This window comes from Actinomadura sp. NPDC048021 (assembly GCF_040653135.1).
GTDB lineage: Bacteria > Actinomycetota > Actinomycetes > Streptosporangiales > Streptosporangiaceae > Spirillospora > Spirillospora verrucosospora.
Genome location: NZ_JBEZJQ010000017.1, coordinates 63,422 through 76,924 on the forward strand (window position 1 = coordinate 63,422; position 13,503 = coordinate 76,924).

Genomic DNA, 13,503 nt, shown 5'->3' on the forward strand with positions numbered 1-13,503 from the left:
ATCGGTGCCTCCCCCTCTGTCATCGGCGCCTGAGAGCTTCACCCGCCGCGCACGGCGGGCTTTCACCTTCGGCGGGGGACCGGAGTCCCCGCTTTCCAGAGGTCGCCTGGCCCGTGCGGTCCGTGGGCCTGAGAGGTTCCGGGGAGGATTTGCTCCTTCGGCGTCCCCCACCGGCTGCGAGGGACTCTCCCGCACGGGATCATCAGCTGTCGAAGAAGGCTAGCAGTGTTCATTGTGTTTTTTGAGGTCGGGGCCCTGGGGGCCCCGACCTCAAAAAACACGTGCGATCGCTGGCATCGCTCCGGCTCGCCTTGCGGCTCGCTGCGCGATCAGGTTCTCGCAAGCTCGAACCTGCCTTCGGACGCGATCGCGAGTGTGAGGTCGTCGTCGGCTGGGGTGGCGGCTGAGGTCGTCTCGTTGGACGGTTGCTGCTGGTGCTTCCGTTTCGGTGTCCCTCTGTGCGGGTCGTCTCGACCGTTGCGCTTCTTGGCACAGGTGGCGGTTTCCCCGGCTCCGGCTCAGGACGATGGTCGCGCCGGTGCTCGGGAGTGACGGGAGCGCTGTGGGAGTGGTCGTCAGCGTGGGGGTGGGGTGGCGGGGGGCGACATGGACTTCACGCAGGTCTGCAGGGCGGCCCTGATCTTCTTCAGCTCGTCGGGGGCGGGGGATCTCGTGGGGTTGGGGGTGGGCATCTGGACGCCCTGGGCGTGCATGCAGTCGTTGAAGGCCTTGACCGCCTTCGACTGGGCCGGGGGGAGGGGCGTGGTCTCGACGCCCGTGCCGGGGGCGGAGGGGGCCTGCGTCCTGGCGGTCGGGGCTGGGGACGACGCGCCCGCCGTCGTGCCGCCGTCGTCGCTGCCGCCGCAGCCGGCCAGGGCCAGCGTCAGGGCCAGGACCGCTACATGACCGCGCTTCAAGGGGGAACCTCCGTGGCCGGGGTGGGCCGCCCATGATGGGCGGTCGGCCCTGCTCGCGGATACGCGCTCTCGTGCCAATGATGCGCGGCCGGGTTAGCACCGTGCATCAAAGTGGCCTCCGGCACGGACCGCTTCTTCGTTCGCCTCAACCGGATCGCGGGCCGTAACGTACTCTGAACTGGTTGTCGGAGATCACCCCCGGGTGCGCGGGGTGGACGGACCCGGAGGGCACGCCGCATGGTCTACTACCTGGCTGGAGCGTTGATCCTCTTCTTCGGCCTGCTGGTCTCCATCGCGCTGCACGAGCTCGGGCACTTCTCCTTCGCCAAGCTGTTCGGGGTGCGGACCACGCAGTTCATGGTCGGGTTCGGGCCCACCATGTGGTCGAGGCACAAGGGCGAGACGGAGTACGGGGTCAAGTGGATCCCGCTCGGCGGCTACATCCGCATGATCGGCATGCTGCCGCCGCGCAAGGGCGACGCGCCCGGGCAGGTGCGGCGGATCAGCACCGGGCCGTGGCAGGGGCTGATCGAGTCCGCGCGCGGGGCCTCGCTGGAGGAGGTCGGGCCCGGCGACGGGGACCGCGTGTTCTACGCCAAGAAGTGGTGGCAGAAGCTGCTCATCATGTTCGGCGGGCCCGCGATGAACCTGCTCCTGTCGGTGATGTTCTTCGCGATCCTGCTGATGGGCATCGGCGTCAACCAGCCGCAGCCGGTGATCAAGGAGGTCGCCGAGTGCATGGTGCCGGCCAGCGCCAAGGTCGCCGCGTGCCCGGCGGGCGCGACGCCGACGCCCGCGCGGCAGGTCGGGCTCCAGGCCGGCGACCGGATCGTCGCGTTCGACGGCAAGAAGATCGACGACTATCCGCAGCTCCAGCGGCTGATCCGCAAGGACGGCGGCAAGACCGTCCCGATGACCGTCCGGCGGGACGGCAGGGACGTGCGGCTGAACGTCCCGATCACCCGCAACCAGATGTACGACCTCAAGGACGAGGACAAGGTCGTCAACGTCGGGTTCCTCGGCATCACGCCGTCCAGCGGGATCGAGCGGCAGGGGCCGGGCGCGGTCGCGAGCACGATGGGCGACCTGACCGCGCGCACCGTCGGCGCCCTGGTGCGGATGCCGCAGAAGATGGTCGGCGTGTGGAACGCGGCCTTCGGCGGCGAGAAGCGCGACCCGAACGGGCCGATCGGCGTCGTCGGCGTCAGCCGGATCGGCGGCGAGGTCGCCGCGTCCGACGACTTCACCGGGACGCAGAAGGTCTCCTTCTTCGTGATGCTGCTCGGCTCGCTGAACCTCGCGGTCGGGCTGTTCAACCTCATCCCGCTGCTGCCGCTGGACGGCGGGCACATCGCGGGCGCGCTCCTGGAGGCGGTCAAGAAGGCCTTCGCCCGGATCTTCCGCAGGCCCGACCCCGGCTACGTGGACGTGGCCAAGGCGCTGCCGGTGACGTACGTGATGGCCGTCATCCTGATCGTCATGGGCGGCCTGCTGATCTACGCCGACCTGTTCAACCCGATCCGCGTCACGGGGTGACGTCCGGCATCGTGCCGGTCTTCAGGAAGGCGTCCAGCGCGGCCCGGTAGGGGGCGACGTCGAGGCCCTGCTCCGCCAGCCACGCGTCCGACCCGTAGGTGCCCGCGTAGCGCTCGGCGCCGTCGCAGATGAGCGTGACGACGCTGCCGCGCTCCCCGCGGGCCCGCATCTGCGCGATCAGCTCGGCCGCGCCCCACATGTTCGTGCCGGTCGAGCCGCCCACGCTCCGGCCGCTGACATCGCTCGTCCAGCGCATCGCCGCGATCGACGCCGCGTCCGGCACCCGGATCATCCGGTCGATCACCGTGGGCAGGAACGACGGCTCGACGCGGGGGCGGCCGATGCCCTCGATCCGCGAGCCCGCCGCGGTGCGCTCGGGGTCCCCGTCGGCGAACGAGCCGTGGAACGCCGACCCCTCCGGGTCGACCACCGCGAGCCGCGTCTGGAACATCCGGTAGCGGGCGTACCGGCCGATCGTCGCGGACGTCCCGCCGGTGCCCGCGCCGACCACGATCCAGGACGGCTCGGGGAACCGCTCCAGCCGCATCTGCTCGAAGATCGACTCGGCGATGTTGTTGTTGCCGCGCCAGTCCGTCGCCCGCTCGGCGAAGGTGAACTGGTCCATGAAGTGGCCGCCGCACTCGGCCGCGAGGCGCCGCGACTCCTCGTAGATCGCCGACGGGTCGGCCACCAGGTGGCAGCGGCCGCCGTGGAACTCGATGAGCTGGATCTTCTCCGGGCTGGTGGTGGCCGGCATGACCGCGACGAACGGCAGGCCGAGCAGCCGCGCGAAGTACGCCTCCGACACCGCCGTCGACCCGCTGGACGCCTCGATGATCGTCGTGTCCTGGCGGATCCACCCGTTGGCCAGCCCGTACAGGAACAGCGACCGGGCGAGCCGGTGCTTCAGCGAACCCGTGGGGTGGACGGACTCGTCCTTCAGGTAGAGGTCGATGCCCCACTCCGGGGGCAGCGGGAACACGTGCAGGTGCGTGTCGGCGCTGCGGTTGGCGTCGGCGTCCACGAGCCGGATCGCCTCGGCGATCCATGCCCGGTACCCGGGATCGCAGCGGTCCACGATGCGGCTCATGGCGGTTCTCCCCCTGATCGTCGGCAGGGTCACACGATATCGGCGCATGTCACGGTGCATCATTGAGGAGGCGGGGGGCAGATGATCGAGATGTTCGACGAACGCATCGTGGCGACCGGCCGGCTGCCGCTGTTCGGTTTCTTCGTGGCGTTCATGGTCACTTTCGTGCTGACGCGGGTGAACGTGCGGCTGATCCGCGCGGACGTGCGCTGGTGGTTCCGGAACGTGAAGGCCGGCGACGTGCACATCCACCACGTCGTGTTCGGCGTGGTGCTGATGCTGTTGGGCGGGGTGGCGAGCCTCGCCGTCCCGGACGCCTACGTCGGCCTCGACCTCGCGGCGGCGGTGGTGTTCGGGATGGGATCGGCCCTCGTCCTGGACGAGTTCGCGCTGATCCTGCACCTCAGCGACGTCTACTGGACGGAGAAGGGCCGCGCGTCCGTCGACGCGGTGTTCGTCGCGATGGCGGTGACCGGGCTGCTGCTGCTCGGCATCCGTCCCCTCGGCTACGAGGGCATCGCGCCCGACCATGGCACCGGGCTGATCACCCGCGTCTACGTCGCCTCGCTCGCCGTCAACCTCGTCCTCGCCGTGGTCACGCTGCTGAAGGGCAAGATCTGGACGGGGCTCATCGGGCTGTTCATGCCCGCGCTGCTGATCGTCGGCGCGATCCGGGTGGCGCGGCCCGGCTCGCCCTGGTCGCGCTGGCGCTACGACCCCGGCTCGCGCCGGTACCACCGGGCCGTCCGGCGCGAGACGCGGCTCCGGCGGCCGCTCATCCGCGCCAAGATCTGGGTGCAGGAGTTCATCGCGGGCCGGCACGACCTCATCCCGCCCGAACTGCTCCAGCGCCCCGTCGACGTCGCCGAGCGGGCCCGCCGCCGCAGGATGGCCCGCGCCGCAGCCCGCGCCGAGCGCCGGGCGGAGCGGCGGGCCGAGCGGGGCCGGGCGCGCCGGGCCGCGCGCCGCGCGGCGCGCCGGGCGGCCGCCCGCGCCCAGCGGGAGGCCGTCGAGCGGGCCGAGCGCAACGCCGCCGCCCGCGCCCGGCGGGAGGCCGCCGCCCAGGCGCGCCGCCGCACCCCGTCGCGCGTGCGGGGGCGGACCGGTTCGCGGATCCGGACCCGCGCCGCGTCGGCCCGGCGGGCCCGCGGCCGCGCGCACGGGGACGAGCCGCCGGCGGGGGAGCATCCGCCCGCGGAGGCCTCCGGGCTCAGCCCGTGACGCCGCTCAGTCCATGACGGGGGCGACGGCGCGGACGGTGTCGATCGTGTCGGCCTCGGCGGCCGACTTGTCGGGCCGGTACCGCAGGACGCGGGCGAACCGCAGCGCGATGCCGCCGGGGTAGCGGGGGCTGTGCTGGACGCCGTCGAACGCGATCTCGACGACCAGTTCGGGCCGGACGTGCACCGTCCAGGAGTCCTCGCGCACGGCCAGCTCGCGCAGCTTCCGCGTCTGCCAGGCGAGCAGCTCGTCGGTGAGCCCCTTGAAGGTCTTGCCGAGCATGACGAAGCCGCCGGTCTCGGGGTCGCGGGCGCCGAGGTGCAGGTTGGACAGCAGCCCCTGCCGGCGGCCGTGCCCCCACTCGACGGCGAGGACGACGAGGTCGAGGGTGTGCCGGGGCTTGACCTTGATCCAGCCCGCGCCGCGCCGCCCGGCCGTGTACGGGGTGTCGAGGGCCTTGACGACGACGCCCTCGTGGCCGCGCGCGACGGCCTCGTCGAAGACCTCCTTGGCGCGCGCGGGGTCGCCGGTGACCACGCGGGGCATCCGCAGCTCCTCGGGGACGACCCGCGCGAGCGCCGCGTACCGCTCGGCCCCGGGCGCGTCGAGCAGGTCCTCGCCGCGCGCGCCCTGCGGAGGGGCGTCGCCGGCCTCCGCGAGGTACAGCACGTCGAACAGGAAGACGGCCAGCGGCACCGGCTCGGTGCTCTTCGCGGTGCGGGTCGCGGTGCGGGCGGAGGTGACCTGGAACGGATGGGGGCGGCCGTCGGGCCGCAGGGCGATGAGCTCGCCGTCGAACACGGCCTCGCGGACGGGCAGGCCCCGCACCGCCTCCACCACCTCGGGCAGCCGGGAGGTGATCTCGTCGAGCGTCCGGGTGAACACCCGGACCCCGTCGCCGGACACGTGCACCTGCGCGCGGATGCCGTCGAGCTTCCACTCGACGGCGGCCTCGCCCCCGAGCTTGGCGAACGCCTCGTCGACCGACGGCGCGGCGGCGGCCAGCATCGGCTTGACCGGCCGCCCCACCTCCAGCGTGAACGCGCGCAGCCCGTCGACCCCCTCCGCGAGGGCGGTCGTCGCGACCGGGCCGAGCGAGCCGCGCAGCATGAACGCGCGCCGGACCTCGGCGGAGGGCACCCCGGCGGCCGACGCGATCGCCTCGGCCATCACCCCGTCCAGCGCGCCCTGGCGCAGCTCGCCCGCCAGCAGCCTGACGAGGAAGTCCTGCTCGGGGGCGGTGGCGCGGCCGAACAGCGCCGCGAGCAGCTCGCGCCGCCGGGCGACCGAGCCCGGCCCGGACACGGCGCCGATCTCGTCGAACGCCGCGTCCACCCCGGGCACGGTCAGGGACGGCTCCGCGGCGGGCGGCGGGAGGTCGCGCAGCGCGGCGTACCCCACCCCGATCTGGCGTTGCGGCAGCTCGCCGGACAGGTAGGCGACCACGGTCGCGGCCTCGCCCGGATCGGCCGCGCGCAGGCACTCCGCGAGCGCCGACACCTTGGCCTTGCGGCCCGAGGTGCCCGCGACCGCCTCCGAGGTCCGTGCGATGTCCGCTATCAGCATCCCTTCATTGTGACCACCGGGTCTGACGAACGGCACCGCGAGGGGGCCTGGCCAGGCGGCGCGGCCCTGGTTACGTTGACGGGTGGCGGGAACGGTCGACGGGACGGGAGTGAGGAGTGCGGCGTGGGCCTTCAGCGTCCGGTCGAGCCGTTCCACCGGCCGTATGCGGGTCCGGAGCCGCCGGCCCCGGGGCGGCGCCCGCGCAGGCTGATCGCGGTGCTCGCGGCGGCCGTGGCGCTCGCCGCCGCGGTGGTCGCGACCGTCCTGGTCGTGTCCGGGGGGCGCGGGCAGGAGGCCGCCCCGCGGCGCACGCCGGGCGGGCCCTCGCAGCCGCCGGCCGCCCGCCCCCCGGGGTCGCCGGGCTCCCAGGGGAAGGTGATCGGCGCGCTTCCGGCGCCGTGCGGGACGGTCGCGGCGGCCACGGTCGAGCGGGCCGTGCCGAAGGCGGCGCGGCGGCAGAGCGCGAACTCGACGCTCACCACGTGCACGTACTCCTCGACCGGCTCGGCGTTCCGCTGGCTGCGCGTGGAGGCGCACCTGTACGCGCCGGGCGACACCGCGACCCCCGTCCAGGACGCCGAGGGCTACTACGACGCGCAGTGGGCCCAGGCGCACGACGCCCCGCTCGTGCGGACCGTCACCCTGGAGCGCAAGGGCGGCCTCGGGGACGAGGCGTACCGCTGGTTCAAGACCGACGAGGGCCAGCCGACCGTGGTCGGGCAGGTCACGGCCCGGGTCCGCAACGCGGTCTTCACCGTCAGCTACAGCGAGCAGGCGCCGCGCAGGGGCCCTGCGGACGCCCGGGAGCGCGCCTGTCTCGACACCGCCACCGCCGCCGCCCGTGAAGTCCTCGCCGCGCTAAGTCATTCCTGACCTGAATCGGCCGAGCACGGCGTCATTTTCGCCGGCACCTTCTATGGTGAACCGGTAAAGGGGAGGGAGCGCGCCGGTCGGGCTCCCGTGCCAGGCAGGATGATCGGCGCGCGGCGATGCCTGGGGAGGAGGGGGTCGACATCGTGACCATGTCATCGCTGGGAGTGTCCTGGGTGTAGGAAACCCAGGCTGAGCTGCCCGTACTCGCCTCAGGGCCGCGGAGTGGTCCCTGCTCCGCGGCCCTTTCGCATGCTCTCGCCGAGTCCAGTTCCCCGCCATTGGCGAACCATTTTCTAATAATCGGTTCGACGTCGAGACAAATGGCCGCCCGATGTAACGGTCAACGCTCCAGCAGCCCCGCCCGGATCCATACGTCGCGCGCCCGGCCGTCCAGGAAACCCACCTCGTCCAGGAACGCGGTGCATTTCCGGAACGACCACGCCATCGTCGCGCGCCGGTGCGGGCTGCGGGCCGCCACGCGCCGCGCCAGCCCCGGATCCAGCCCCACCGCCGTGTAGCAGGACGGGTGCACGAGCTGCGCGGTCGTCAGCCGCGTCGCCTGCGCCATCCCGTAGGCCGCCGCCCGCCGCCGGACCGCCGGGATCTCCGCGACCAGCCGCTTCAGCTCCTCCCGCGCGTACCGGATGTGCCGCGCCTCCTCGACCACGTGGATGCGGGTGACCTGGCGGATCACCGGCTGGACGTCCTCGTCCGGGAAGGTCAGCCGCTGGAACGCGTCGGTGAACTCCTCCACGATCAGCGTTCCGGCGAACATCGGCACCGGGTCGTAGACGGCGCCGAACAGCTTGGCGAGGTGGAACTCCAGCGCCCGGGGCCGGTGCGTGCGCAGCCCGCACGTGCGCACCATCCGGGCGAACATCGTCGAGTGCCGGCACTCGTCCGCGATCTCCGTCAGCGCGTACGCCACGTGGTCGCTGTCGTAGCGGTGCCGGTAGGCGTGCATCACGAGCGACCGCATCAGCAGCATCTCCGACCAGATGCCGAAGGAGGCGATGCTGCACATCTCCCGCTTGGTCAGCTCCACCCGCTGCCGGTGCGTCAGCCCGTCCCACAGCGGCGTCTCGTAGAGCGACGCGAGCTGGGGCGGGAAGTAGAAGACGTCCGGGTCCTGCGGGGCGTCCCAGTCGACGTCCACGTCCGGGTCGAAGGAGTGCTTGCGGGACGCGCGCAGCAGCCGCTCGGCGACCACCTCGCGATGGGTCAGCTCCAGCGTGTGGTCGCCGTCCGCGCACCGGATCCGGGCCGTCCAGTTCCGGGGGCGGCCGTCGCTCAGCAGGACGTCGGGGGGCATCGATCCTTCTCCTCTCACCGCGGGGAGAGTCGGGGGCCGCGCCCGTCGGGCGGACGCTAACCCCGGGCGGGAATCCTGGCCAGCAGGCGCAGGGAGGCGGGGGACACCCGGGAAAGGGCGTGCAGGAGGTGCCCCTCGGCGTTGACGGGCACGACGGGCTTGTTCTTGATGATGGCGTTGACGACCCGCTCGGCGACCTTCTCCGGCGGGTAGTTGCGCAGCCTGATGGCCCGCTGGCCGCGCTCGCGCAGGCGGGCGCGGGCCGCCTCGTCGCCCTCCAGGTGGATCGCGTTGTCGACGATGCTGGTGCTGACGAAACCGGGGCAGACGGCCGTGACGCCGATGCGCGACCCGGCCAGCTCGGCGCGCAGGCACTCGCTGAGCATGAGGACGGCGGACTTCGTCGTGCAGTAGGCGGGCATGGCGCGCCACGGCGCGAACGCGGCGGCCGAGGCGATGTTGACGATGTGGCCGCCGAAGTTCGGCTTGTCGGGCTTGTTGGGCAGCGCGTCCACCCGGTCGCGCATCTGGCGGCCGAACAGCCGGCAGCCGTGGACGACGCCCCACAGGTTCACGCCGAGGATGCGCTCCCAGTCCTCCACGCCGGTGGCGAGGAAGGGGCCCGTGACCGCGATGCCCGCGTTGTTGACGACGATGTCGGGGACGCGGTGGGTCTCCTTCACCTGCGCGGCGAAGTCCTCCATCGCGGCCTCGTCCGCCACGTCCACCTCGTAGGCGGTGCCGCCCGCGCCGAGCGTCTTGGCGAGGGCGACCGTGCGCTCGGCGGCGGGCAGGTCGATGTCCGCGGCGACGACGGCGGCCCCGTTCCCCGCCAGGGCGAGGGCGACGGCCCGGCCGATTCCGCTGCCGGCTCCGGTGACGACGGCGAGCGCTCCGTCGAAGTGCGCGAGGGGCATCCAGACCTCCGAGGTGTGCGGCGGATCGAATGATCTGAACGTTACTCAGCCCGCCGCCGCCGCGTCGGCGATGACGGCGTCCACCTCCGCTCTGCGGGCGGTCTCCTCGGCGGCGAACCGCTCGGCGTCGACCTTCTCGGCGATCTCCTCGTCCTGGTGCATGAGCGCGTCGAGGTCGGCCTTGGACATGTCCAGGACGCCCATGTCGTCATAGGCGCGCCGGATGCGGTCGCTCCACAGCCCGATGTCCTTCACGCAGGGCACGATGCGGCTGAACAGCAGGCTCTGGAACATCCGCATGTAGGGCGAGTTCTCGACCATCTCGTCGACCTCCTTCGGGTCGATGCCGAAGTTGGTCCAGATCTCCCGGCCGCGGATGCGGTCGCGCATCAGGTAGCAGCCCTCGATGACGAACTCCTCGCGCTCGCGGAGCTCCGCCGGCGAGAGCTGCTTGTAGTAGTCGCGCAGCGCCAGCCGCCCGAACGCGACGTGGCGCGCCTCGTCCTGCATGACGTAGGCGAGGATCTGCTTGGGCAGCGGCTTGGTGGTGATGTCGCGGATGACGCCGAACGCGGCGAGCGCGAGGCCCTCGATGAGGACCTGCATGCCGAGGTAGGGCATGTCCCAGCGCGAGTCGGTGAGGGTTTCGTTCAGCAGGTCCTGCAGCTTAGTGTTGATCGGGTAGACCATCCCGACCTTCTCGTGCAGGAACCGCGTGAACAGCTCGACGTGGCGGGCCTCGTCCATCGTCTGGGTGGCCGAGTAGAACTTGGAGTCGAGGTCGGGCACCGACTCGACGATGCGGGCGGCGGTGACCATCGCGCCCTGCTCGCCGTGCATGAACTGGGAGAACTGCCAGGACGTGGAGTGCCGCCGCAGCTCGCCGCGCTCCTTCTCGGACAGCATGTCCCAGTACTTCGTGCCGTAGATGGCGAGGGACTGGTCGGGGACGCCGAGGACGTCGTGCGGGTCGACCTCAAGGTCCCAGTCGATGCGCTTGACCGAGTCCCACTGCTTGTCCTTGCCCTTCTGGTAGAGGGCGAGGAGACGGTCGCGCCCGTCGTCGTACTCCCAGGTGAACCTGGCGTCGCCGGTCATCGGCACGGTCCAGGCGTCGGACGGGACGGAGTCGGTGTACAGGTCGTGGGTCGACATGGGCGTCCTCCCCGAGCGCAGACGTACGCTGTACGTCCTACGTACAATGTACGTACCGTGTCATGGGACACTTACGGGTGTCAACGGCGAGGGGGAGCGGGAAGCGATGGCGAGGCGTGTGACCTCCGACACTCCGCGACCGGGGCTGACCCGCGCGCGCATCGTGGAGGCGGCGGTCGACCTGATCGAGCGGGAGGGCGCGGACGGCCTGTCGATGCGCCGGGTCGCCGCCGAGCTGGACGTCGCCGTGATGTCGCTCTACAACCACGTCCCGAACAAGGGCGCCCTGCTGGAGGGTGTGGCCGAGCACGTCGTCGCGGGGCTGGAACTGCCCGACGACCCGGCCGAGTCATGGCAGGAACGTGCGCGTGCGCTGGTCCGGGCGTTCCGGAAGGTCGCCCACGACAACCCGCGCTGCATGTCGATCGTCCTCACCCACAAGGTCGACACGCCGGTGGGGCTGCGGCCGGCCGAGCGCGCCCTGGCCCTCGCCGACGCGGCCGGGTTCGACGGCGAGACGGCCGTGCGCATCATGCGGGCGCTCATCGCCTACGCCCTCGGCGCCCAGATGCGCGAGATCGGCATGGCGAAGATGCTGGGGCACCTCGCCGAGACGGGGGCCGAGTCGTGGACGCGCCTCGACCCGGACGAGTTCCCGCACGTGATCGCCTACGGCCCGGCGCTGGCCGACTTCGACGCCGAGGCCGACTTCGAGTTCGGCCTCGACCTGCTCATCGGGGCCCTGGACGCGCTTCCCCGGCGGGCGCCAGGTAAGGGCTGAGGCCGTTCCAGCAGAAGTCGGTCATGTAGCGGGCCGCGTCCTCCGCCGACACGTCGGGACGGCCCGTCTGCCACAGCGCCATCCGCTCGCTCGCGCCCATGATGATCTGCGTGTACGCCTCGATCGTCCCGGCGGGGGCTGACGGGGCGAACGTGCCGAGCACGCCGGCGATGAGCCCGCTCTGCTGCCGCCGGGTCTCGTCGATGGCCCGGATGGCCTCCGGGGCGGCGGCCATCGGCTCGCGCAGCAGCATCGCGAACGACCTGCTGTGCTCGTCGATGAAGCGGAAGTAGGCGACCATCCCGCGCGACAGGATGTCCTCCGGGGTGGTGGCGCCCGCCATCGCCTTCTGGGTGACGTCGAACAGCTCGGCCTTGGACCGGGTCACGCACGCCACGAGCAGGCCGTCCTTGGAGCCGAAGTACTCGTAGAGCATCGGCTTGGAGACCCCGCAGCGCTCGGCGATCTCGTCCATGGAGGCGGCCTGGTAGCCGCGCTCGCCGAACACCCGCTCCGCCACGTCCAGCATCTGCCGCTCGCGCTCGGGGCGCGACATCCGGCGGCGGGGCGGGGGTGTGGCGCCACTCACAGGAAATCTCCTCTGTTGGACCTACCGTCAGTAACCTACTCCCGGTAACTTACTGCGAGTAGGTTAACTGAGAGGAGGGGTCATGAGCGACCGCGCCCCCGCGATCGTCATCATCGGCTCCGGCTTCGCCGGCCTCGGCATGGCGATCCGGCTCAAGCAGTCCGGCTTCGACGACTTCGTCGTGCTGGAGAAGAGCGAAGCGCTCGGCGGGACCTGGCACGACAACACCTATCCGGGCTGCGCCTGCGACGTCCCGTCGCACATGTACTCCTTCTCCTTCGAGCTGAACCCGGGCTGGACGCGGATGTTCGCGCCGCAGCCGGAGATCCGCGCCTACATGGAGCGCACCGCCGACAGGTACGGGGTGCGCGAGCACATCCGCTTCGGTGCGGCGGTCGACGCCATGGAGTACGACGACGACGCCCGCCGCTGGAAGGTGACGCTCGCCGACGGGACGGTCCTCACCCCGAAGGCCGTCGTGTCCGGCATCGGCGCGCTGCACGTCCCGTCCTACCCGGACCTGCCGGGCGTCGAGCGGTTCCGGGGGACGGCGTTCCACTCCGCCGAGTGGGACCACTCCTACGACCTCACCGGCAAGCGCGTCGCCGTCATCGGCACGGGCGCCTCCGCGATCCAGTTCGTGCCGAAGGTCGCCGAGCAGGCGGGCGAGCTCGTGGTCTTCCAGCGGACCCCGCCGTGGATCCAGCCCAAGCCCGACGTGTCCATCCCCGCGCCGGTCCGCGCCCTGTTCGGGAAGGTGCCGGGCGCCGCCCGCGCGTTCCGCGGCGGAATCTACTGGGCGCTGGAGGCCCGCGCCGTCGGCTTCACGATCGACCCGCGGCTGTCCGCCCCGCAGGAGAAGATCGCCCGCCGGCACATCGCCCGCCAGGTCGCCGACCCGGTCCTGCGCGCCAAGCTGACGCCGGACTACACGATCGGCTGCAAGCGGATCCTGCTGTCCAACGACTACTATCCGGCGCTCGCGCGCCCCGGCGTCGAGGTGGAGACCTCCGGGATCGCCGAGGTGCGGGAGAACTCGATCGTCACCGAGGACGGGCGCGAGTACGGGGTCGACTGCATCATCTACGGCACCGGCTTCAAGGTGACCGACGCCCTCACCGACCTGCGCGTCACCGGCCGCGACGGCGTCAAGCTCCAGGAGATCTGGGCGGACGGCATCGAGGCGCACCGCGGCACGACGATCCCCGGGCTGCCGAACTTCTTCATGCTGCTCGGCCCGAACACCGGCCTCGGCCACAACTCCGTCGTCTTCATGATCGAGGTGCAGATCCAGCACGTGCTGAGCTGCCTGCGCCTGATGCAGGAGGCCGGCGCCGACACCATCGAGCCGAAGCCGGAGGCCGCGCGCCGCTTCAACGACCGCCTCCAGCGGCGGCTGCGCCGCGCCGTCTGGAACGAGGGCGGCTGCAACAGCTGGTACCTCGACGACCAGGGCGTCAACCGCACCCTCTGGCCGGGCCACACGTTCGAGTTCTGGGCCGGCTCCCGCAAGGCCAGACCGGAGGAGTTCGTCCTCACCCGCTGA

General features: G+C 71.8%; 12 protein-coding genes and 1 riboswitch. Of the genes, 5 read left to right on the forward strand and 7 right to left on the reverse strand.

Features of this window, described 5'->3' with window-relative positions:
* Positions 1–106 precede the first annotated feature (106 nt).
* Positions 107–202: riboswitch (glycine riboswitch) on the reverse strand.
* A gap of 373 nt (positions 203–575) precedes the next feature.
* Positions 576–917 (reverse strand): hypothetical protein, encoded by a 342-nt coding sequence (locus AB0C87_RS26625; RefSeq protein ID WP_360580068.1) that lies wholly within the window; start codon positions 915–917, stop codon positions 576–578.
* A 237-nt stretch (positions 918–1,154) separates the two neighbouring features.
* Here AB0C87_RS26625 and AB0C87_RS26630 point away from each other — a divergent pair, with 237 nt between their 5' ends.
* On the forward strand, positions 1,155–2,453 hold the full coding sequence (locus AB0C87_RS26630; protein WP_345184252.1) for a M50 family metallopeptidase: 1,299 nt from the start codon (positions 1,155–1,157) through the stop codon (positions 2,451–2,453).
* On the opposite strand, the gene AB0C87_RS26635 is transcribed toward AB0C87_RS26630, so the two are convergent.
* Complete coding sequence (locus AB0C87_RS26635) at positions 2,443–3,543, reverse strand: PLP-dependent cysteine synthase family protein (RefSeq protein ID WP_360580069.1); 1,101 nt, start codon at positions 3,541–3,543, stop codon at positions 2,443–2,445. The genes AB0C87_RS26630 and AB0C87_RS26635 overlap by 11 nt on opposite strands.
* Positions 3,544–3,624: 81 nt before the next feature.
* Between AB0C87_RS26635 and AB0C87_RS26640 the strand changes: the two genes are divergently transcribed.
* Entirely contained in the window at positions 3,625–4,764 is a 1,140-nt protein-coding gene (locus tag AB0C87_RS26640; protein ID WP_360580071.1) for a hypothetical protein, read from the forward strand.
* A 6-nt stretch (positions 4,765–4,770) separates the two neighbouring features.
* On the opposite strand, the gene AB0C87_RS26645 is transcribed toward AB0C87_RS26640, so the two are convergent.
* On the reverse strand, positions 4,771–6,330 hold the full coding sequence (locus AB0C87_RS26645) for an ATP-dependent DNA ligase (RefSeq protein WP_360580073.1): 1,560 nt from the start codon (positions 6,328–6,330) through the stop codon (positions 4,771–4,773).
* A gap of 123 nt (positions 6,331–6,453) precedes the next feature.
* Here AB0C87_RS26645 and AB0C87_RS26650 point away from each other — a divergent pair, with 123 nt between their 5' ends.
* Positions 6,454–7,203, forward strand: a complete 750-nt coding sequence (locus tag AB0C87_RS26650) for a hypothetical protein (protein ID WP_360580075.1) — start codon at positions 6,454–6,456, stop codon at positions 7,201–7,203.
* A 340-nt stretch (positions 7,204–7,543) separates the two neighbouring features.
* On the opposite strand, the gene AB0C87_RS26655 is transcribed toward AB0C87_RS26650, so the two are convergent.
* Genes AB0C87_RS26655 through AB0C87_RS26665 form a run of 3 tightly spaced genes read right to left on the reverse strand, consistent with a single transcriptional unit; the run spans position 7,544 to position 10,587 of the window.
* Entirely contained in the window at positions 7,544–8,515 is a 972-nt protein-coding gene (locus AB0C87_RS26655; protein ID WP_345187438.1) for a diiron oxygenase, read from the reverse strand.
* A gap of 56 nt (positions 8,516–8,571) precedes the next feature.
* Entirely contained in the window at positions 8,572–9,432 is an 861-nt protein-coding gene (locus AB0C87_RS26660; protein WP_360580077.1) for an SDR family NAD(P)-dependent oxidoreductase, read from the reverse strand.
* A gap of 45 nt (positions 9,433–9,477) precedes the next feature.
* Positions 9,478–10,587 (reverse strand): ferritin-like domain-containing protein, encoded by a 1,110-nt coding sequence (locus AB0C87_RS26665; RefSeq protein ID WP_345187434.1) that lies wholly within the window; start codon positions 10,585–10,587, stop codon positions 9,478–9,480.
* A gap of 106 nt (positions 10,588–10,693) precedes the next feature.
* On the opposite strand from AB0C87_RS26665, the gene AB0C87_RS26670 reads away from it, so the two are divergent.
* Positions 10,694–11,368, forward strand: a complete 675-nt coding sequence (locus tag AB0C87_RS26670; protein WP_345187432.1) for a TetR/AcrR family transcriptional regulator C-terminal domain-containing protein — start codon at positions 10,694–10,696, stop codon at positions 11,366–11,368.
* Here the strand turns inward: AB0C87_RS26670 and AB0C87_RS26675 are convergent.
* Positions 11,319–11,957, reverse strand: coding sequence for a TetR family transcriptional regulator (locus AB0C87_RS26675; protein WP_353831688.1), 639 nt, complete (start codon positions 11,955–11,957; stop codon positions 11,319–11,321). The genes AB0C87_RS26670 and AB0C87_RS26675 overlap by 50 nt on opposite strands.
* Positions 11,958–12,039: 82 nt before the next feature.
* On the opposite strand from AB0C87_RS26675, the gene AB0C87_RS26680 reads away from it, so the two are divergent.
* Entirely contained in the window at positions 12,040–13,503 is a 1,464-nt protein-coding gene (locus tag AB0C87_RS26680) for an NAD(P)/FAD-dependent oxidoreductase (RefSeq protein WP_360580080.1), read from the forward strand.

Bases quoted from the DNA above. Each gene is read 5' to 3' on its own strand.
- AB0C87_RS26665 (WP_345187434.1), bottom strand. From the start codon at position 10,587: ATGTCGACCCACGACCTGTACACCGACTCCGTCCCGTCCGACGCCTGG.
- AB0C87_RS26680 (WP_360580080.1), top strand. From the start codon at position 12,040: ATGAGCGACCGCGCCCCCGCGATCGTCATCATCGGCTCCGGCTTCGCC.
- AB0C87_RS26670 (WP_345187432.1), top strand. From the start codon at position 10,694: ATGGCGAGGCGTGTGACCTCCGACACTCCGCGACCGGGGCTGACCCGC.
- AB0C87_RS26640 (WP_360580071.1), top strand. From the start codon at position 3,625: ATGATCGAGATGTTCGACGAACGCATCGTGGCGACCGGCCGGCTGCCG.
- AB0C87_RS26660 (WP_360580077.1), bottom strand. From the start codon at position 9,432: ATGCCCCTCGCGCACTTCGACGGAGCGCTCGCCGTCGTCACCGGAGCC.
- AB0C87_RS26635 (WP_360580069.1), bottom strand. From the start codon at position 3,543: ATGAGCCGCATCGTGGACCGCTGCGATCCCGGGTACCGGGCATGGATC.
- AB0C87_RS26630 (WP_345184252.1), top strand. From the start codon at position 1,155: ATGGTCTACTACCTGGCTGGAGCGTTGATCCTCTTCTTCGGCCTGCTG.
- AB0C87_RS26645 (WP_360580073.1), bottom strand. From the start codon at position 6,330: ATGCTGATAGCGGACATCGCACGGACCTCGGAGGCGGTCGCGGGCACC.
- AB0C87_RS26655 (WP_345187438.1), bottom strand. From the start codon at position 8,515: ATGCCCCCCGACGTCCTGCTGAGCGACGGCCGCCCCCGGAACTGGACG.